The sequence below is a fragment of the Pseudomonas siliginis genome, assembly GCF_019145195.1.
Classification (GTDB): Bacteria; Pseudomonadota; Gammaproteobacteria; order Pseudomonadales; family Pseudomonadaceae; genus Aquipseudomonas; species Aquipseudomonas siliginis.
The window spans coordinates 621,661-642,039 of record NZ_JAHSTW010000002.1 but is presented as its reverse complement, the minus strand read 5'-3'; the positions used below and the strand labels follow the sequence as shown (position 1 = coordinate 642,039).

The 20,379-nt window shown below is 59.0% G+C and carries 20 protein-coding genes; 14 read left to right on the top strand and 6 right to left on the bottom strand.

Translation table 11 applies throughout. From position 1 onward, the window contains the following. Positions 1–108: 108 nt before the first annotated feature. The 14 genes from KVG87_RS06765 (at position 109) to KVG87_RS06700 (ending at position 13,265) form a co-directional block, all read left to right on the top strand. The gene (locus KVG87_RS06765) at positions 109–516 is read left to right on the top strand and encodes a F0F1 ATP synthase subunit I (protein WP_016772401.1); all 408 of its coding nucleotides are present in this window, start codon (positions 109–111) and stop codon (positions 514–516) included. 16 nt (positions 517–532) lie between these two features. Next, a complete protein-coding gene (gene atpB, locus KVG87_RS06760; protein ID WP_016772402.1) occupies positions 533–1,402 on the top strand; it encodes a F0F1 ATP synthase subunit A in 870 nt (289 codons plus the stop codon). Between the two features lie 133 nt (positions 1,403–1,535). Next, a complete protein-coding gene (gene atpE, locus KVG87_RS06755; protein ID WP_003097235.1) occupies positions 1,536–1,793 on the top strand; it encodes a F0F1 ATP synthase subunit C in 258 nt (85 codons plus the stop codon). A gap of 58 nt (positions 1,794–1,851) precedes the next feature. Then, a complete protein-coding gene (locus tag KVG87_RS06750) occupies positions 1,852–2,322 on the top strand; it encodes a F0F1 ATP synthase subunit B (RefSeq protein WP_016772403.1) in 471 nt (156 codons plus the stop codon). A gap of 12 nt (positions 2,323–2,334) precedes the next feature. Beyond that, on the top strand, positions 2,335–2,871 hold the full coding sequence (locus KVG87_RS06745) for a F0F1 ATP synthase subunit delta (RefSeq protein ID WP_016772404.1): 537 nt from the start codon (positions 2,335–2,337) through the stop codon (positions 2,869–2,871). A gap of 21 nt (positions 2,872–2,892) precedes the next feature. Further along, on the top strand, positions 2,893–4,437 hold the full coding sequence (gene atpA / locus KVG87_RS06740; protein ID WP_016772405.1) for a F0F1 ATP synthase subunit alpha: 1,545 nt from the start codon (positions 2,893–2,895) through the stop codon (positions 4,435–4,437). Positions 4,438–4,487: 50 nt separating this feature from the next. Then, positions 4,488–5,348, top strand: a complete 861-nt coding sequence (atpG, locus tag KVG87_RS06735) for a F0F1 ATP synthase subunit gamma (protein ID WP_007911960.1) — start codon at positions 4,488–4,490, stop codon at positions 5,346–5,348. 27 nt (positions 5,349–5,375) lie between these two features. Next, entirely contained in the window at positions 5,376–6,755 is a 1,380-nt protein-coding gene (gene atpD, locus KVG87_RS06730; protein ID WP_016772406.1) for a F0F1 ATP synthase subunit beta, read from the top strand. Between the two features lie 45 nt (positions 6,756–6,800). After that, positions 6,801–7,226 (top strand): F0F1 ATP synthase subunit epsilon, encoded by a 426-nt coding sequence (locus KVG87_RS06725; RefSeq protein WP_016772407.1) that lies wholly within the window; start codon positions 6,801–6,803, stop codon positions 7,224–7,226. Positions 7,227–7,344: 118 nt separating this feature from the next. Further along, positions 7,345–8,712 carry a bifunctional UDP-N-acetylglucosamine diphosphorylase/glucosamine-1-phosphate N-acetyltransferase GlmU gene (gene glmU / locus KVG87_RS06720; RefSeq protein WP_217849861.1) on the top strand — a complete coding sequence of 456 codons (1,368 nt, stop codon included), beginning with the start codon at positions 7,345–7,347 and terminating at the stop codon, positions 8,710–8,712. Between the two features lie 206 nt (positions 8,713–8,918). Further along, complete coding sequence (locus KVG87_RS06715) at positions 8,919–9,695, top strand: DeoR/GlpR family DNA-binding transcription regulator (RefSeq protein WP_041476528.1); 777 nt, start codon at positions 8,919–8,921, stop codon at positions 9,693–9,695. 2 nt (positions 9,696–9,697) lie between these two features. Further along, positions 9,698–11,530 carry a glutamine--fructose-6-phosphate transaminase (isomerizing) gene (glmS, locus tag KVG87_RS06710; RefSeq protein ID WP_217849860.1) on the top strand — a complete coding sequence of 611 codons (1,833 nt, stop codon included), beginning with the start codon at positions 9,698–9,700 and terminating at the stop codon, positions 11,528–11,530. Positions 11,531–11,607: 77 nt separating this feature from the next. Next, a complete protein-coding gene (locus KVG87_RS06705; protein WP_041476539.1) occupies positions 11,608–12,534 on the top strand; it encodes a LysR family transcriptional regulator in 927 nt (308 codons plus the stop codon). Between the two features lie 104 nt (positions 12,535–12,638). Further along, a complete protein-coding gene (locus KVG87_RS06700; protein WP_217849858.1) occupies positions 12,639–13,265 on the top strand; it encodes a glutathione S-transferase family protein in 627 nt (208 codons plus the stop codon). Positions 13,266–13,275: 10 nt separating this feature from the next. Here KVG87_RS06700 and KVG87_RS06695 read toward each other — a convergent pair whose 3' ends face one another. From KVG87_RS06695 to KVG87_RS06670, 6 genes are read right to left on the bottom strand one after another with little or no spacing between them, the layout of a single operon-like run. Further along, positions 13,276–14,406: a glycosyltransferase family 4 protein gene (locus KVG87_RS06695; protein ID WP_217849856.1), complete on the bottom strand. Its 1,131-nt coding sequence runs from the start codon at positions 14,404–14,406 to the stop codon at positions 13,276–13,278. Continuing rightward, complete coding sequence (locus KVG87_RS06690; protein ID WP_217849853.1) at positions 14,407–15,537, bottom strand: glycosyltransferase family 4 protein; 1,131 nt, start codon at positions 15,535–15,537, stop codon at positions 14,407–14,409. Further along, positions 15,521–16,888 (bottom strand): glycosyltransferase family 4 protein, encoded by a 1,368-nt coding sequence (locus tag KVG87_RS06685; RefSeq protein WP_217849851.1) that lies wholly within the window; start codon positions 16,886–16,888, stop codon positions 15,521–15,523. Before KVG87_RS06685 ends, KVG87_RS06690 begins: the two co-directional genes overlap by 17 nt. Further along, positions 16,885–18,138, bottom strand: coding sequence for an ABC transporter ATP-binding protein (locus tag KVG87_RS06680; protein ID WP_217849848.1), 1,254 nt, complete (start codon positions 18,136–18,138; stop codon positions 16,885–16,887). The genes KVG87_RS06685 and KVG87_RS06680 overlap by 4 nt, the downstream gene beginning before the upstream one ends. Further along, entirely contained in the window at positions 18,138–18,935 is a 798-nt protein-coding gene (locus KVG87_RS06675) for an ABC transporter permease (protein WP_041476545.1), read from the bottom strand. The genes KVG87_RS06680 and KVG87_RS06675 overlap by 1 nt, the downstream gene beginning before the upstream one ends. Further along, on the bottom strand, positions 18,936–20,378 hold the full coding sequence (locus KVG87_RS06670) for a mannose-1-phosphate guanylyltransferase/mannose-6-phosphate isomerase (protein WP_217849846.1): 1,443 nt from the start codon (positions 20,376–20,378) through the stop codon (positions 18,936–18,938). It abuts the gene before it with no gap. Position 20,379: the final 1 nt, after the last annotated feature.

Here is a 20,379-nt window from a genome sequence, read left to right as displayed (position 1 = left end):
GACAGTTGAATAGGGGCAGAACCGCCCCTATACTCTGCGCGCATTTTGTCGGCACAAATTATGCCAAGTTATTGAATTTCGGCAGCCGACCATTGGAGAGCAACTGTGATGGAAACCCGCACGCCAAACCGCTTGCCTTTCCATCGCCTGGCGGTTTTTCCGGTGTTGATGGCTCAATTTGTCATTCTGCTCATTGCCGCTTTGGCGCTCTGGCAATGGCATGGAGTCGTTGCCGGATACTCGGGACTTTGCGGAGGCCTGATAGCCTTGCTGCCCAATGTTTATTTCGCTCACAGGGCATTTCGGTTTTCCGGCGCCCGAGCAGCCCAGTCCATCGTCCGGTCTTTTTATGCCGGCGAGGCAGGCAAACTTATTTTGACGGCAGTGCTGTTTGCACTGGTGTTCGCAGGTGTGAAGCCACTGGCGCCGATCGCAGTATTCGGCGTGTTCGTGCTGACGCAGTCGGTCAGCTGGTTCGCTCCCCTGCTGATGAGAACAAGACTTTCGAGACCTTAGGGCGTTTGAGGCAACCATGGCAGAGACAACCGCTTCGGGCTATATCCAGCACCACTTGCAGAACCTGACTTTCGGTCAGCTACCCAACGGCGGCTGGGGCTTTGCCCACACCGCAGCAGAGGCCAAGGAAATGGGCTTCTGGGCTTTCCACGTTGATACCCTCGGCTGGTCGGTCGCGCTGGGTCTGATCTTCGTTCTTCTTTTCCGCATGGCGGCAAAGAAAGCGACTTCGGGTCAGCCGGGTGCCTTGCAGAACTTCGTTGAAGTATTGGTCGAATTCGTCGATGGCAGCGTGAAAGACAGCTTCCATGGCCGTAGCCCGGTGATTGCACCGCTGGCGCTGACCATCTTCGTCTGGGTGTTCCTGATGAACGCCGTCGACCTGGTACCGGTCGACTGGATTCCTCAGCTGGCCATCCTGATCTCCGGCGATGCACACATCCCGTTCCGCGCCGTGTCGACCACCGACCCGAACGCGACCCTGGGCATGGCGTTCTCGGTGTTCGCACTGATCATTTTCTACAGCATCAAGGTCAAGGGCATCGGCGGCTTCATCGGCGAACTGACCCTGCACCCGTTCGGCAGCAAGAACATCTTCGTTCAGGCCCTGCTGATCCCGGTGAACTTCCTGCTGGAATTCGTCACCCTGATCGCCAAGCCGATCTCTCTGGCTCTGCGTCTGTTCGGCAACATGTATGCCGGCGAGCTGGTGTTCATTCTGATCGCTGTGATGTTCGGCAGCGGCCTGCTCTGGCTCAGCGGCCTGGGCGTAGTTCTGCAGTGGGCGTGGGCTGTATTCCACATCCTGATCATCACCCTGCAGGCGTTCATCTTCATGATGCTGACCATCGTCTACCTGTCGATGGCGCACGAAGAAAACCATTAAGACCAGTCTCGACTAGTCTGATGTTCCTCCCGGTCAAACGGGAGGGAGCTCCTTGCGGGGCAGCTGAAACGATTTGTTTTACCGCTTTAATCTAAAAAACCTAAACCATACGACGTAAAAGTCGGGAGGAAAGATGGAAACTGTAGTTGGTCTAACCGCTATCGCTGTTGCACTGTTGATCGGCCTGGGCGCACTGGGTACCGCAATTGGTTTCGGCCTGCTGGGCGGCAAGTTCCTGGAAGGCGCAGCGCGTCAGCCAGAAATGGTTCCAATGCTGCAAGTAAAAATGTTCATCGTTGCCGGTCTGCTCGACGCCGTAACCATGATCGGTGTTGGTATCGCTCTGTTCTTCACCTTTGCGAACCCGTTCGTTGGTCAGATCGCTGGCTGATTACTCGGATCTTCCGGGTAATTTGGTGTGATGGACAACGTAACTGCGAGGTGTTGGCGTGAACATTAATGCGACCCTGATTGGCCAGTCCGTTGCGTTCCTGATTTTTGTACTGTTCTGCATGAAGTATGTATGGCCTCCGGTCATCGCTGCTCTGCACGAACGTCAAAAGAAGATCGCTGATGGTCTGGACGCTGCCAGCCGTGCAGCTCGTGACCTGGAGTTGGCCCAAGAGAAAGCGGGTCAGCAACTGCGCGAAGCGAAAGCTCAGGCAGCTGAAATCATCGAGCAAGCCAAGAAACGCGGTAACCAGATCGTCGAAGAGGCTGTTGAAAAAGCCCGTATCGACGCTGACCGTGTGAAGGTTCAGGCTCAAGCCGAGATCGAACAGGAACTGAACAGCGTCAAAGACAAGCTGCGTGCCCAAGTGGGCTTGCTGGCTGTTGGCGGCGCCGAGAAGATCCTGGGTGCCACAATCGATCAAAACGCGCACGCAGAGCTGGTTAACCAACTGGCTGCTGAAATCTAAGCGAGGGCGATCATGGCAGAACTGACCACGTTGGCCCGACCTTACGCTAAGGCGGCCTTCGAGCACGCTCAGGCCCACCAGCAACTGGCCAATTGGTCAGCCATGCTCGGCCTGGCAGCAGCGGTGTCGCAAGACGACACCCTGCAGCGCGTGCTCAAGGCCCCGCGACTGACGAGCGCAGAAAAGGCCGCCACGTTCATTGACGTGTGCGGCGACAAGTTTGATGAAAAGGCACGCAATTTCATCAACGTCGTTGCCGAGAACGACCGTCTCCTGCTTCTGCCGGAGATCGCCGCTCTGTTCGACCTGTACAAGGCCGAACAAGAGAAATCGGTAGACGTTGAAGTAACCAGTGCATTTGCATTGAACCAAGAACAGCAAGACAAACTCGCCAAGGTTCTCAGTGCACGACTCAACCGGGAAGTGCGCCTGCAAGTTGCGGAGGACGCTGCCTTGATTGGTGGTGTCGTGATCCGCGCCGGCGACCTGGTTATCGATGGCTCGATTCGCGGAAAAATCGCGAAACTTGCCGAAGCATTGAAATCTTGAGTTTGAAGGGGCAGCAGAGCAATGCAGCAACTCAATCCTTCCGAAATAAGTGAAATTATCAAGGGCCGCATCGACAAACTCGATGTGACCTCCCAAGCCCGTAACGAAGGCACTGTCGTCAGCGTATCTGACGGCATCGTGCGGATTCACGGTCTGGCCGACGTCATGTACGGCGAGATGATCGAGTTTCCGGGCGGCGTCTACGGTATGGCTCTCAACCTGGAGCAGGACTCCGTAGGTGCCGTGGTATTGGGCTCCTACCAGTCGCTGGCTGAAGGCATGAGCGCCAAGTGCACCGGCCGCATCCTCGAAGTTCCTGTTGGTAAGGAATTGCTGGGCCGCGTAGTCGATGCTCTGGGTAACCCTGTTGACGGCAAAGGTCCACTGGGCAACACCGAGACCGACGCGGTCGAGAAAGTTGCTCCAGGCGTGATCTGGCGTAAGTCGGTAGACCAGCCTGTACAGACTGGCTACAAGGCTGTCGATGCCATGATCCCTGTCGGCCGTGGCCAGCGTGAGCTGATCATCGGTGACCGTCAGATCGGTAAAACCGCTCTGGCGATCGACGCGATCATCAACCAGAAAGACAGCGGCATTTTCTGCGTCTACGTAGCCATCGGTCAGAAGCAATCGACCATCGCCAACGTGGTTCGCAAGCTGGAAGAAAACGGCGCCCTGGCCAACACGATCATCGTGGCTGCCAGTGCTTCGGAATCTCCTGCGCTGCAATTCCTGGCACCGTACTCCGGTTGCACCATGGGTGAATTCTTCCGCGACCGCGGTGAAGACGCGCTGATCGTTTATGACGATCTGTCCAAGCAGGCAGTGGCTTACCGCCAGATTTCCCTGCTGCTGCGCCGTCCACCAGGCCGTGAAGCTTACCCAGGCGACGTGTTCTATCTCCACTCCCGTCTGCTGGAGCGCGCATCCCGCGTTTCGGAAGAATACGTAGAGAAGTTCACCAACGGCGCAGTGACCGGCAAAACCGGTTCCCTGACCGCACTGCCGATCATCGAAACCCAGGCTGGCGACGTTTCCGCGTTCGTTCCGACCAACGTGATTTCCATCACCGACGGTCAGATCTTCCTGGAATCGGCCATGTTCAACTCGGGCATCCGCCCTGCAGTGAACGCCGGTGTTTCGGTATCCCGTGTGGGTGGTGCCGCTCAGACCAAAATCATCAAGAAGCTCTCCGGTGGTATCCGTACCGCTCTGGCTCAGTACCGTGAACTGGCGGCATTCGCCCAGTTCGCTTCTGACCTGGACGAAGCGACCCGCAAGCAACTTGAGCATGGTCAGCGCGTTACCGAGCTGATGAAGCAGAAGCAATACGCACCAATGTCGATCGCTGACATGGCGCTGTCGCTGTATGCCGCTGAGCGTGGGTTCCTGACTGACATTGAAATCGCCAAGGTCGGCAGCTTCGAACAAGCGCTGATCGCTTTCTTCAACCGCGATCACGCCGATTTGATGGCCAAGATCAACGTTAAAGGTGACTTCAATGACGAAATCGACGCTGGCATGAAAGCCGGTATCGAGAAGTTCAAGGCCACCCAAACCTGGTAAGCCGCAGCGGGAGCCGCGAGGCTCCCGCTTGCTAACCTGATAGGTGTTACATGGCAGGCGCAAAAGAGATTCGCAGTAAGATTGCGAGCATCAAAAGCACGCAAAAGATTACCAGCGCCATGGAAAAAGTGGCGGTCAGCAAAATGCGCAAGGCACAAATGCGCATGGCTGCTAGCCGTCCTTATGCGGAGCGTATCCGCCAGGTAATTGGGCATCTGGCCAACGCCAACCCGGAATACCGCCACCCGTTCATGATCGACCGCGAAATCAAGCGCGTCGGTTATGTCGTCGTGAGCAGTGACCGTGGTCTGTGCGGCGGCTTGAACACCAACCTGTTCAAGGCCCTGGTCAAGGACATGGCGGTAAACCGCGAAAACGGCGTCGAGATTGATCTGTGTGTAGTCGGTAGCAAGGGTGCGGCCTTTTTCCGCAACTTCGGCGGTAACGTCGTTGCAGCTATCAGCCACCTGGGTGAAGAGCCGTCGATCAATGACCTGATCGGCAGCGTCAAGGTGATGCTGGATGCCTACCTGGACGGCCGTATCGACCGCCTGTCCGTGGTGTCCAACAAGTTCATCAACACCATGACGCAACAGCCTACCGTGGAGCAGTTGATTCCACTGGTGGCAACCCCGGATCAGGATCTCAAGCACCACTGGGACTATCTCTACGAACCGGACGCCAAAGAGCTGCTTGACGGCTTGATGGTCCGTTACGTCGAGTCGCAGGTCTACCAGGCGGTGGTCGAGAACAACGCGGCTGAACAGGCTGCGCGGATGATCGCGATGAAGAACGCTACCGACAACGCCGGTGATTTGATCAGCGATTTGCAGCTGATCTACAACAAGGCGCGTCAGGCTGCGATCACCCAAGAGATCTCGGAAATCGTCGGCGGCGCTGCCGCGGTTTAACGGTTCAAATATTCAGAGGATCCAGCTATGAGTAGCGGACGTATCGTTCAAATCATCGGCGCCGTTATCGACGTGGAATTTCCACGCGACAGCGTACCGAGCATCTACAACGCGCTGACTGTACAAAGCGCGGCCGCAACCACCCTGGAAGTTCAGCAGCAGCTGGGCGACGGCGTGGTGCGTACCATTGCGATGGGTTCCACCGAGGGCTTGAAGCGCGGTCTGGAAGTCACCGACTCTGGCGCAGCCATCTCCGTACCGGTCGGTAAAGCGACCCTGGGCCGGATCATGGACGTCCTCGGTAACCCGATCGACGAAGCTGGCCCGATCGACACCGAAGAGCGCTGGGGCATTCACCGCGCAGCACCTTCGTTCGCCGAGCAAGCAGGCGGCAACGACCTGCTGGAAACCGGCATCAAGGTTATCGACCTGGTCTGCCCGTTCGCCAAGGGCGGTAAAGTCGGTCTGTTCGGTGGTGCCGGTGTAGGCAAAACCGTAAACATGATGGAACTGATCCGTAACATCGCCATCGAGCACAGCGGTTATTCCGTGTTCGCCGGTGTGGGTGAGCGTACTCGTGAGGGTAACGACTTCTACCACGAGATGAAGGACTCCAACGTTCTGGACAAAGTGGCACTGGTTTACGGTCAGATGAACGAGCCGCCGGGAAACCGTCTGCGCGTAGCACTGACCGGCCTGACCATGGCCGAGAAGTTCCGTGACGAAGGTAACGACGTTCTGCTGTTCGTCGACAACATCTATCGTTACACCCTGGCCGGTACTGAAGTATCCGCACTGCTGGGCCGTATGCCTTCGGCAGTAGGTTACCAGCCGACCCTGGCTGAAGAGATGGGCGTTCTGCAGGAACGTATCACTTCGACCAAGGAAGGTTCGATCACCTCGATCCAAGCGGTATACGTACCTGCGGACGACTTGACCGACCCGTCGCCAGCGACCACCTTCGCCCACTTGGACGCCACCGTCGTTCTGTCCCGTGACATCGCTTCCCTGGGTATCTACCCGGCGGTAGATCCACTGGATTCGACTTCGCGCCAGCTGGACCCGAACGTGATCGGTCAGGACCACTACGACACCGCTCGCGGCGTTCAGTACGTTCTGCAGCGTTACAAAGAGCTGAAAGACATCATCGCGATCCTGGGTATGGACGAGCTGTCGGAAGCCGACAAACAGTTGGTTAACCGTGCTCGTAAGATCCAGCGCTTCTTGTCGCAGCCGTTCTTCGTGGCTGAAGTCTTCACCGGTGCTTCGGGTAAATACGTTTCCCTGAAAGACACCATTGCTGGCTTCAAAGGCATCCTCAACGGTGACTACGACCACCTGCCAGAACAAGCGTTCTACATGGTTGGCGGCATCGAAGAAGCGATCGAGAAAGCCAAGAAACTGTAATCCCGGCGCCCGGCAACGGGCGCTAATTTAGGTTGAGGCAATCAGATGGCTATGACAGTCCATTGCGATATCGTCAGCGCGGAAGGGGAAATCTTTTCCGGCCTGGTCGAGATGGTGATTGCGCACGGTGCACTGGGTGATCTTGGTATCGCTCTGGGTCACGCGCCGCTGATCACTAATCTCAAGCCGGGTCCGATCCGCCTGATCAAGCAAGGCGGGGAAGCCGAGGTGTTCTACATCTCCGGTGGTTTCCTCGAGGTTCAGCCGAACATGGTCAAGGTACTTGCCGATACCGTGCAACGTGCCGCCGACCTGGATGAAGCTCAGGCTCAGGCAGCTCTCAAGGCTGCCGAGAATGCCCTGAACGAAAAAGGCGCGGACTTCGATTACGGCGCCGCTGCCACACGTCTGGCCGAGGCTGCAGCCCAGCTGCGCACCGTCCAGCAGATCCGCAAGAAGTTTGGCGGTTAATCCGTCAGCCGCTTGTTGTGCGATTGATAAAAAAGGGTAGCCTCGGCTACCCTTTTTTCTTTTCCGAATTCCCACAAACCGGTCGCAGTTGCTGACCACCCAGGATTGGTAGCCAGTCATGTCTCTCGAAATCGTTATCCTCGCGGCCGGTCAAGGCACTCGTATGCGCTCGGCACTGCCCAAGGTGCTGCACCCGATTGCCGGCAACTCCATGCTCGGCCATGTTATCCACAGCGCTCGGCAACTTGATCCACAACGCATTCACGTGGTGATCGGTCACGGTGCTGATGTGGTGCGTGAGCGTCTGGCAGCTGATGATCTGAATTTCGTGTTGCAGGACAAGCAACTGGGCACTGGCCACGCCACCGCCCAGGCGGTGCCGTTCATTGATGCCAACACCGTGCTGATTCTTTACGGCGATGTGCCGCTGATCGAAGTCGAAACCCTGCAACGTCTGCTCAAGCATGTCGTGCCGGGCCAGATGGGGTTGCTCACTGTCGAGCTGGATGACCCGACCGGTTACGGCCGCATCGTGCGTGATGCCGACGGCAAGGTCGCGGCGATCGTCGAGCACAAAGACGCCAGCGAAGCACAACGTTCGATCACTGAGGGCAACACCGGCATCCTCGCTGTGCCGGCCGATCGCCTGGCGGACTGGATGAGTCGCTTGTCGAACAACAACGCGCAGGGCGAGTACTACCTCACCGACGTGATCGAAATGGCGGTCAGCGATGGTTTGGTCGTCGCCACCGAACAACCGCACGACCCGATGGAAGTGCAGGGCGCCAACGATCGCAAGCAGCTCTCTGAACTAGAGCGTCATTACCAGTTGCGCGCCGGCCGCCGCTTGATGGCTGAGGGCGTGACTCTGCGTGACCCGGCCCGCTTCGACGTACGCGGCGAAGTCAGCGTCGGCCGCGACGTGCTGATCGATATCAACGTGATCCTCGAAGGCAAGGTCATCATTGAAGACGACGTAGAGATCGGTCCGAACTGCGTGATCAAGGACAGCACCCTGCGCAAAGGCGTGGTGATCAAGGCCAACAGTCATATAGAAGGCGCCATTCTCGGTGAAGGCAGTGACGCTGGTCCGTTCGCGCGGTTACGCCCGGGCACTGTGCTCGAAGCGCGCGCCCACGTGGGTAACTTCGTTGAGCTGAAAAATGCACACATGGGCGAAGGTGCCAAGGCTGGACACCTGACCTATCTGGGCGATGCCGAAATCGGCGCACGCACCAACATCGGCGCCGGCACCATCACCTGCAACTATGATGGCGCCAACAAGTGGAAAACTGTGTTGGGCGCTGACGTTTTCATCGGCTCCAACAACTCGCTGGTCGCGCCTGTGGATATCTCCAATGGTGCAACTACTGCGGCCGGATCGACTATCACGCAAAATGTGGATAACGCTCAGTTGGCGGTAGGCCGAGCCCGCCAGAAGAACATCGACGGCTGGAAGCGGCCGGAAAAAATCAAGAAATCCTGATTTATCCACAACCTCTTGTGGGAGCGACCCTGTTCGCGAATGCGGTTTGTCAGTCACGTCTTCAGTGGCTGAAACTCCTTTTCGCGAGCGGGCTCGCTCCCACAGTCATTTCAATCTTTCTGAATTTTTCTCCCCGCGTCTTGACGGGCACCTTTCGATAGAGTTTCATTGCTTGCGTTATCTTTCGAATCGAAACTTAGGCCGCCATGTCCAAGCGCAATACTCCTCAACGTCGCCATAACATCCTCGCCTTGCTCAATGAGCAGGGCGAAGTCAGTGTCGACGAGCTGGCCAAGCGTTTCGAAACTTCGGAAGTTACGATTCGCAAGGATCTCGCCGCGTTGGAAACCCATGGTCTGTTGCTGCGTCGTTACGGCGGTGCGATCACCATGCCGCAAGAGCTGGTCGCAGAAACGGCGCAGAGTATTTCCAAATACAAGCAGGCGATCGCTCGCGCGGCGGTCAAACGCATCCGCGAGCACGCGCGCATCATCATCGACAGTGGCAGCACCACCGCCGCGATGATTCCCGAACTGGGCCAGCAACCGGGTCTGGTGGTGATGACCAACTCGCTGCATGTCGCCAATGCCTTGAGCGAACTGGAACACGAGCCGGTGCTGCTGATGACCGGCGGCACTTGGGATCCACACTCGGAATCCTTTCAGGGCCAGGTCGCCGAGCAGGTACTACGCTCCTACGACTTCGATCAACTGTTCATCGGCGCTGACGGCATCGATCTGGTGCGCGGTACCACGACCTTCAACGAACTGCTCGGCCTCAGCCGGGTCATGGCCGACGTTGCGCGAGAAGTCATCGTCATGGTCGAGGCCGACAAGATCGGTCGCAAGATTCCCAACCTGGAGCTGCCCTGGAGCAGCATCCATACCCTCATTACCGATGATCGCCTGCCCGTCGAGGCACGCGATCAGCTTCAGGCCCGCGGGATCACTTTGATCTGTGCGGCTGTCAGTCAGGAGAAATAACCATGTGTGGCATTGTCGGCGCTGTAGCTGAACGTAATATCACCGCCATCCTTCTCGAAGGCCTGAAGCGCCTCGAATACCGCGGCTATGACAGCGCCGGTGTGGCGGTTTATACCAATGACCAGACCCTGGAACGCATGCGCCGTCCGGGCAAGGTCAGCGAACTGGAAACCGCCCTGACCGAACAGCCGCTGTCCGGTCGTCTCGGTATCGCCCACACCCGTTGGGCGACCCATGGCGCGCCGTGCGAGCGGAACGCTCACCCGCATTTTTCCGGTGACATTGCGGTGGTGCACAACGGCATCATCGAGAACCACGAAGCCCTGCGCGAACAGCTGAAAGCGCTGGGCTATGCGTTCAGCTCGGACACCGACACCGAAGTCATCGCCCACCTGCTGACCCACAAGCTCAAGGAACAACCGGACCTGACTGCCGCGCTCAAAGCGACCGTCAAGGAGCTGCATGGCGCCTACGGTCTGGCAGTGATCAACGCACAGCAACCGGATCGTCTGGTCGCCGCGCGCAGTGGCAGTCCATTGGTGATCGGCCTGGGCCTGGGCGAGAACTTCCTCGCTTCCGACCAGTTGGCTCTGCGTCAGGTCACTGACCGCTTCATGTATTTGGAAGAAGGCGATATCGCTGAAATCCGTCGCGACAGCGTGCAGATCTGGGACGTAAACGGCAACGCTGTCGAGCGCCAGACCGTGCAGTACACCGACGGTGCCGAAGCCGCCGACAAGGGCGAGTTCCGCCACTACATGCTCAAGGAAATCCACGAGCAACCGGCCGTGGTCCAGCGCACCCTCGAAGGTCGTCTGGGCAACAATCAAGTGCTGGTTGAGGCCTTCGGTCCACAAGCTGCCGAGCTGTTTGCCAAAGTGCGCAATGTGCAGATCGTCGCCTGCGGCACCAGTTATCACGCCGGCATGGTCGCGCGTTACTGGCTCGAAGAACTGGCCGGTATTCCGTGCCAGGTCGAAGTCGCCAGCGAATTCCGTTATCGCAAAGTGGTGGTGCAGCCTGACACGCTGTTCGTGACCATCTCGCAGTCCGGCGAAACCGCGGACACCCTCGCGGCGCTGCGCAATGCCAAGGAGCTGGGCTTCCTCGCCAGCCTGGCGATCTGCAACGTCGGCATCAGCTCGCTGGTGCGTGAATCCGATCTGACCCTGTTGACCCAGGCCGGTCGCGAAATCGGTGTGGCCTCGACCAAAGCCTTTACCACGCAACTGGTCGGCCTGTTGCTGCTGACTTTGTCGCTGGGTCAGGTGCGCGGCACTCTGGCCAACGGTGTCGAAGCCACACTCGTCGAAGAACTGCGTCGCCTGCCGACTCGCCTCGGCGAAGCGCTGGCGATGGACAGCACCGTGGAAAAAATCGCCGAGCTGTTTGCCGAAAAAAACCACACGCTGTTCCTTGGCCGTGGCGCGCAATTCCCGGTAGCGATGGAAGGTGCCTTGAAACTCAAGGAAATCTCCTATATCCATGCCGAAGCCTACCCGGCCGGCGAGCTCAAACACGGGCCGCTGGCACTTGTGGATAACGACATGCCGGTGGTGACCGTCGCGCCGAACAACGAGTTGCTGGAGAAGCTCAAATCCAACCTGCAGGAAGTTCGCGCTCGCGGCGGCGAGTTGATCGTGTTCGCGGATGAGAAGGCTGCGATGACCAACGGCGAAGGTACCCATGTGGTGCAAATGCCGCACATCCACGACATTCTCTCGCCGATCCTTTATACGATTCCGCTGCAACTGTTGTCGTACTACGTCGCCGTGCTCAAGGGCACCGACGTCGATCAGCCGCGCAACCTGGCGAAATCGGTCACCGTGGAATAAGTTATCCACCGTTGATCTAAGCTCTCCCACAATCGCAGCCTCGGCTGCGATTGTCGTATCCGCCGCCGAGGAATCCCATGGACCGCTTTCAGGAAATGCAGATCTTCGTTGTCGTCGCCCAGGAGCAAGGCTTTTCGGCGGCGTCGCGGCGTCTAGGGCTGTCGGCGGCGAGCGTCACCCGGGCGGTGGCGGCGCTGGAGCAGCATATCGGTACGCAGCTGCTGGTGCGCACCACGCGCACTGTGCATCTCACCGAAGCCGGGCAGCGTTATTTCGATGACTGCCGGCGGATTCTTGCCGAGGTGCAGGAGGCCGAGGATTCGGCGGCGGGCAGCCATGCCTTGCCGCGCGGGCAGTTGACGATTACTGCGCCGGTGCTGTTTGGCGATCTGTTCGTGACGCCAGTGATGGCCGATTACCTTTGTCGTTATCCGGATGTGTCGATCAACGCGCTGTTGCTGGACCGGGTCGTCAACATGGTCGAGGAGGGCATTGATGTCGCGGTGCGCATCGGTGAACTGCCGGACAGCAATCAGCATGCGATTCGCGTCGGGGAAGTGCGGCGGGTAATCTGCGCTTCGCCGGGGTTTCTGGCTGAACATGGCCGCCCGGAGCATCCGCAGGCCTTGGCCGGGCTGCCGGTGGTGGCGACGTCGGCGATCGGTCAGCAACGCAACTGGCCGTTTCTCGACGGCGGTGAAGCACTCAGTGTGCGCACCGAACCGCGCCTGACCGTCACGGCCAATCAGTCGGCGATCACCGCTGCGCGCAAAGGCCTGGGCTTGACGCGAGTGCTGTCCTATCAAGTGGCGGACAAAGTTGCGGCGGGGGAGTTGGAAATCGTCCTCGCCGAGTTTGAATTGCCACCGTTGCCGATCCATGTGGTGTATCAAGGCGGGCGCAAGGCACCGGCGCGGATCCGCAGTTTTGTCGACTTCGCCGTGAAGGCGCTGCGCGAGCATCCGGCCTTGAGCGCAGCGGCGTTATTGCACGAGATGAAATAATCGATTGCAGCGGCTGGTTATTCTGTTGTTCCGGCAACCCATAGATGATGACTCCATCGGCGCGCTCATCCCCGTAGCGACGCCACTTTCCAGCGGAGTCGACCATGCAAGCGATCAAACTCTACAACTTTCCCCGTTCCGGTCACGCCCACCGCGTCGAGTTGATGCTGTCGCTACTGCAACTGCCGACCGAGCTGATCTTCGTCGATCTGGCCAAAGGTGAGCACAAGCAGCCGCAGTACCTGGCGATCAACAGCTTTGGCCAAGTGCCGGCGATTGATGACAACGGCGTGGTGTTGGCCGATTCCAACGCGATTCTGGTTTATCTGGCGCAGAAATATGGCAACGGACGCTGGCTGCCGGCCGACCCCGTGGGCGCAGCGCATGTGCAGCGCTGGCTGTCGGCAGCGGCGGGACCGATTGCATTTGGCCCGGCGGCGGCACGCCTGATCACGGTGTTTGGTGCGCAACTGAATGCCGAGGAAGTCATTGGCCGTGCGCACAACCTGCTCACGGTCATGGAACTGGAGTTGGGCAAAACTGCGTATCTGGCGGGCGAAGAGCCGACCATTGCTGACGTGTCTGCCTACAGCTACATTGCGCATGCCCCGGAGGGCAATGTCTCGCTGGACGACTATGCCAACGTTCGCGCCTGGCTGGCACGGATCGAAGCATTGCCGGGTTTTGTCGCTATGCCGCGCACGGTGGCCGGGTTGCAGAAGACGGCGTGATCTCCCGCCTTCAAGCGTAGGACAGCGCTTTTTCTGCCAACAGTTCTTGATACAACTCCGTCCACTTGCGGCCCATTTCATCGGCGGTGAACAACTGCCGATAGCGCGCTTCGGCTTTGACGCCCATCTCGGCGGCACGCTCAGGGTTTTCCCAAAGCGTACGCATGGCTTCACGAAAGGCCTGTGGATTGCTCGGTGGTACCACCAGTCCGGTTTCGTTGTGGATATTGATGAAACTGGTGCCGGTGCCGATTTCGCTGGAGATCATCGGTTTGCCGTACATCGCGCCTTCGAGCAGCGAAATCCCGAAAGCCTCGGAGCGCAGGTGCGAAGGAAATACGATCGCGTAACTCAATTGCAGCAACGCCACTTTGTCCTCGTCACTCAGACGGCCGAGAAAGTGAATATTGCGCAGGCCCAGCGCGGCGGCCTGTGCATGCAGTTCCTGCTCCAGCGGACCGGCACCGACGATCACCACGGGATAATCGATGTCTTTGAGCGCATCGAGCAGGATGTGCAGGCCCTTGTAATAACGCATTACCCCGACGAACAGAAAAAACTTATCCCCAAGCTGTTGGCGCCAGCGGTTCATCCGTTCGGTATCAGGCTGTGGATAACCTGCCTTGTTCAAGCCGTAGGGGATAACGCGAGTTTTGTCCTGAAATTGCTGCAACACATCGCTGGTGTGCAGATAGTTCGGCGATGCAGCAACGATGCGGTCGGCGCTGGCGAGGAAGCGATTCATCAGTGGCCGATAAAGCTTGAGCAAATGCTTCTGGCGGATGATGTCCGAGTGATAAGTAACTACGCTCGGCTTGTTCACGGCGCTGGCGAAATGCACCAGGTCCATGAACGGCCACGGGAAGTGATAGTTGATCACGTCGGCTTCGGCGGCCAACTCACGGAACTGCTTGAACACGCTCCAGGAAAACCCGGTAGAGGCGAACTGGATATCCAGTTTCGCCCGATGTACTTCGTGCTGGCCCAGTTGCACCACGGGCGGCGTCGGGTCTGTGCTCAAGGTCAACACTTGCGCGTCGATGCCGTGTTGGGCACCGCTCTCGCACAACTGGAAGATGACTTGTTCGATGCCGCCGACCGAATCGGGCAGGTAAGTCTTGAAGAAATGAAGAACGCGCATTCAACCTCCCATGGCCTGGCGGTAGGCACCAGCCGTAGCCTGTGCACAACGTTGCCAGGAAAAAAGTGCCGCCTGCTGCAATCCCGCTTCGCGGCAGGCCTGCCAATGCAGCGAGTCGTCGATCAGCCGGCCCATTGCATCACGCAGACCCTCGGCATCGTCCGCATCAATATAGTTGCCAGCCGCACCGGCCACTTCCGGCATCGCCGAAGAACGGGTGGTCACCACCGGCGTGCCGCTGGCCATGGCTTCCAGCACCGGCAAGCCAAAGCCCTCATACAACGACGGAAATATCAGCGCCCGGGCGCCGGCCAGCAGTTGCGCCAATTGCTCATCGGGCAGATAGCCGAGCAGGCACACGTGGCCGCTGGCCAATGCCTGGTGCAGTGGCTCGCTGAACTGCTCGCGCTGCCAACCGGCCATGCCCGCAATCAACAAGGGAAAGCGCTGGCGCACAGCGTCTGGCAGCAGGGCGTGGGCCTGCAACGCCAGGCTCAGGTTCTTGCGCGGCTCCAGGGTGCCGACACAGAGGAAATATTCCCGCCCCTGGACGGCGTGAGCCTTGAGCACACTGTCGATTTCCTCAAGTGGCCGAGGATGGAAGCGTTCTGCCACACCCAACGGCGCCACCACGAATCGCTGTGCAGGGAGGTTGAAATAGGTTTGCGCCTCGTCAGCGATCGCCTGCGAATCGGTCAGAATGACCCGCGCCTGCTCCACGCCGGCGGCCAGACGACGTTCGATTTCCCTCAAACGTGCTGGTGGCTGGGTTTCTGGAAAATGCAGGTGCGTCAGATCATGCAGGGTGATCACGGTCGGGCCGTCGAAGGCCAACGGCCACAGGCTCGGCTCGTGATAAAGATCAATCTTTTGTGCACGCACCTGATCGAAACGTTTCTGCTCCAGCCAGCGGCGTGCTTGATAGGCCCCGGGAATTTTTCGCAGCAATGGCGTCATGCGCGAGTAGCCGGGCATGGCCGCGTCCGGCAGGGCCGAACTCCAGCCCCAGCCATGAAACAGGCTTACGTCCACATCAGGTTCGCTGCGCAAGGCGTTGACCAGTTCGGCGACGTAGTGGCCGATGCCGGTGCGCGGCGCTTGCAGGATGCGGGCGTTAAGAGCAATGCGCATGCGGCCTCGCTTGCACGCGCGGGGCCTGCAAAATATTTTCAAGACTGCGGGTCGCCAATTGTTCACTGGCCTCGCGCCAGCCGATCCAGCGCCAGTCAGCGACCTCGCGGGCGGCGGGAAACTGTCCGCTGCGCTGATAGGTTTCGATCAGATCGGCAAGGCTTTGTGGATCCTGCAGATCGAAATAAGCCATGAACTCGCCACCGATTTCGCGGAATACCGCGATGTCGCTGCCCATCGCCGGCAAACCGCGCTGCATGGCTTCCACCAATGGCAGGCCAAAGCCCTCGACGAATGAGGGAAAGACCAGCGCACTGGCCTGCGCATAGGCGTATTCGAGACTGGTGTCGCTGAGGTCATTGAACATGAACAGGCGCCGATTCAGTTCCGGATGATTGCGGATTCGCTCGAGCAGCGCGTCGCATTTCCAGCCGATACGCCCGGCGATGCACAAGCGTGCCGTCGAGCCGGCAGCCCAGGCGCGTTCGAAGGCGTCGAGCAGGTACCCATGGTTCTTGCGCGGCTCGATGGTGCTGACCATCAGAAATACCGGGCCGGATGCAGCGAACAGATCCTTGAGGCGTGGTTCGATCGTTGCCGCGCCGTGATGCAGGTCGAGCTCGGAACCGAGATGGAAGTAATCGAACCAGCGCTTGTCAGTCTGTTCGGCACCGATTCTGCGCTGAAATTCGTCACGCAGCTGATCACGCACTGTGGCGGATATCGCCATGTAGCCATCGGCCGTGCGGGTGATCCAGTCGAACCACTCATTGAAAACTTCGACCAGCCGAGTGTCGTAAAACTGCGGATGCGTCAGCGGGATCAGGTCATAGATCACCGCGATCATGCCGACGCCATCGCGTTTGAGCTGCTCGACAGGGGCGAAGAAGTCCGAATGCCAGGATGAATCCAGTAGTATCAGTTGATCGCCTGGCTGATGTTGCAGTGGCGAACAGCGTTGGAGCAGCTGCTTGCGGTTGATCCGCCGGACCAGCCGAATCGGCAGGCCGAGCACGGCAAACTGGGTCAACCGATAGCCCACATACAGCAGCAGCCGCGCCAGTTTCGAAGTGCATAGCGCATCGCGGCGCTGATGCCCCTGCCAGAAACGATGGGCGAGGCGCTCCAGGCGTTCACCGAAGGTTTCGAGGCTGTTCCAGAACGGTGTATCGAGTGGCGCCAGTTGCAGCACGCGGTAGAGCTGGCCATTGATCACCACCACCGGCAGACACTCGACGCCTTCAGCGCGGGTGGGCAACTGCTTGATGACATTGCGCACCACGCGCTGGATCCCCGAATTGACCTTCGGATGTCTGAATACGTGAGTGCATTCGACCAGCAGCCGGGTCATGGTGTGTGCTCGACGTGGCCGACTTCGGTATGACGGCTGATTGTGGTCTGCGCATTCAGCCATGAGCAGCCGACGAAATCTTCGCGTCGATTGTTGATGACATGAAACACCAGACCGAAATCACGCCATTCGAAGTTTCGATCCAGATGCGAGTCCAGCCTCGACAGGCTCAGCGCTACGGAATAGTTGCCTTTTCCAAGGCCCATCACAAACGCGAAGCGATAGTTGATGCGCTCACCGGCGCGCAGATTTTCCAGCGCCTGGTTCTGGCGATGGGTATTGATCCCATACATGGGCTGGCCGAGACGATCCTTGATCATGAAACCGAGCACCAGCCTCTCGATGTCCTGACGTACCTCGACGTCCACTGCCAGGACCACTGGCTGGCCGACTTCGGCGGCCTCGATCAAGCGCTCGGATTCATCGAGCAGGCGCACCCGCACAATGCCGGCTTCACCGGTACCCGACACGGTCTGCACGTGGCCGCCACCGAGCATTTCCTGGCGCACTATCTGGCCCTCGCGCTCGGCGAGCAGAGCGTTGTAATAATCCATTACGGCTTCAGGCCTGTCGTGCATGGCCAGACGGCCACCATCAAGCAAGATCGCGGTATCGCAGATCGACTGAATCGCCGAGCGGTCGTGGGACACGATCAGCAAGGTTGTGCCAGCCTCGCGAAAGCTGCGGATGCGCTCAAAGCTCTTGTGCTGGAAATACGCATCCCCGACAGACAACGCTTCGTCGACGATCAGAATATCGGGGCGGCGTGCGGTGGCGACGCTGAACGCCAGACGCATCTGCATCCCACTGGAATATGTACGCACCGGATGATCGATCGCCGCGCCGATTTCCGCGAAGCTCTCGATTTGCGACATCAAGGCGTTGATTTCTTCAAGTTGCATGCCGAGCAATTGCCCGGCCATCACGGCGTTTTGCCTGCCGGTAAAGTCAGGATGAAAGCCCATCCCCAGTTCCAGCAATGCGGCGACCCGGCCGGTCAGCTCAATGGTGCCGCAGGTTTGTCGGGACGTGCCGGTAATCATCTTCAGCAGCGTACTCTTGCCTGCCCCATTGACTCCGACGATGCCCACGGCCTGGCCCGCAGGAATTTCGAAGGTCAGGTCCTTCAATACCCAGTGCCGGTTGTGCCGCAATCGGGAAAAGGGAATCAGCCATTCGGCCAGACGACTCCAGCGACTGGGGTATTGTTTGTAGGCTTTGCCCAGCCCGGTAACACGGATATGTCCCATCAGAGTTCATCCACCATTTCACCGACCCGCTGGCGGAACAGGCGCAGTCCGATTGCGCAGAAGACCGCGCCGATCATGAATGCCGGCAATAGTGAACTCCAGGCTGGCCACTGGCCGTAAAGGAAGACATTCTGATAGCTTGCAATCAGGTTTGTCAGAGGGTTGAATCGCAGCAGACTCTGCAGCCACTCCGGCAAGATGGTGATCGGGTAGACGATCGGCGTCAGCCAGAACCAGAACTGCAGACAGATGCCGAACAGTTGACCGACATCGCGAAAGAACACGTTCAAAACGCCGAGGACCATACCCAGCCCGGCGCAGAACATCATTTGCAGAGCAATCAGCGGAATCAGTGCCAGCAAAGCTATTCCCGGCCAGCGCCCGGTGATCAGCAGAAACCCGAGAAACAGGCTGATGATGATCGCGAAGTTGATCCCGGCGTTGATCAACACAATCACCGGCAGGCAAATCCGCGGGAAGCTGATTTTCTTCAGCAGGTTGGCGTTGTCGAGAAACATGTTCTGGCTGCGCAGGGTGATTTCGGAAAACAGCCCCCAGGCCAACAGGCCGGCGCACAGGTAGATGCTGTATGCCATGCCGTCAGCTACCCCGGGCAAACGGGCGCGCATGATGTGCGAAAAAATCACCGTGTAAACGATGATCATCGACAGCGGATTGAAAATCGGCCATAGCGCGCCGAACAGCGAATTGCGATAACGCGCTTGAAATTCTCGCTGCACGCTGCCGAGGATGAATCCACGGTAGCTGCGCAGCGAGCGGTACAGGGAAAGCAACATTCAAACCGTCCTGCCGTATTGATCTTCAAAGCGAACGATATCGTCCTCGCCCAGGTATTCGCCGCTTTGCACCTCAATGATGACCAGATCGATCACCCCGGGGTTTTCCAGGCGATGCTTGTGGCCGGCGGCAATGAACGTCGATTCGTTCTTGGCGACCAGAGTCGTGCCGGAGCCATTGTTGGTGACCTTGGCCATGCCTTCGACCACCACCCAGTGTTCATTGCGATGATGGTGCATTTGCAGTGACAACTTGCCACCGGGTTTGACCACGATGCGCTTGATCTTGAAACGCGGACCTTCCTCCAGAACGGTGTAGGTGCCCCAGGGACGGCTGACCGTACGATGCAGGCGATAGGCTTCGTGGGACTTGTCCTTGAGCTGCTTCGCCACGCGGCGCACATCCTGCGCACGGTCGGCATGGGCCACCAGCACCGCATCGGCGGTGTCGACGATGATCAGGTTATCCACACCGACGGTCGCCACCAGCCGGCCTTCGCTCTGTACGAAGTTGTTGTGGCTGTCGATGAAGATCGCCTCGCCGCTGGCGCGGTTGTTGTCGGCATCGGCGGGAGTCAGCGCCGCGACTGCGTTCCACGAACCGATGTCGCTCCAGTCGAAACCGGCGGGCACCACCACGACTTTTTCCGAGCGCTCCATCAGCGCGTAATCGATGGAGATGTCGGTGATTTCGGCAAACAGCGTTGGCGACAACTCCTGTTGCAGGCAGCCGACCGTTTCGACCGGTGCACTGGCGGCCATGCAGGCGCGGGTCTGTTCCAGCAACTCGGGCGCGTGCAGTTGCAGCTCGGCGAGCAGCGTTGCGGTGGTGAAGCAGAACATCCCCGAATTCCACAGGAAGTTGCCGCTCTCCAGGTAATGCGTGGCGGTCTGCAAGTCGGGTTTCTCGACGAAGCGCTGCACCTTGGCCGCACCCTTGGCGTCCAGCGGCGCACCGGTTTCGATGTAGCCGAAGCCGGTTTCCGGGGCGGTCGGGACCACGCCGAAGGTCACCAGATAGCCGTCCTTCGCCAGATTCACTGCGTGCTCGACCGCACTCTTCAGGGCGTCCTGATTGACGATCAAGTGATCCGCCGGCATCACCACCATGATTGCGTCGTCACCATGCAGCGCCTGCAATGACAGTGCTGCCGCTGCGATCGCCGGTGCGGTGTTGCGCCCGCTCGGCTCCAGCAGAAAGTGCCCGCGATGGCGCGACACTTGAGCCGCGCAATAGTGATCCTTGCTCTGGAAGTAATACTCGCGGTTGGTCACCGTGACGATGTCGCCCCAGCCGTCCAGCAACGCCGCCGCACGCTGGTAGGTTTTGCCCAGCAGCGACTGGCCGTCGGGCAGGGCCATGAACGGCTTGGGGTGGCCCTCGCGGGACACCGGCCACAAACGGGTGCCGGCACCGCCGGACAGAATCACCGGAATCAGCATG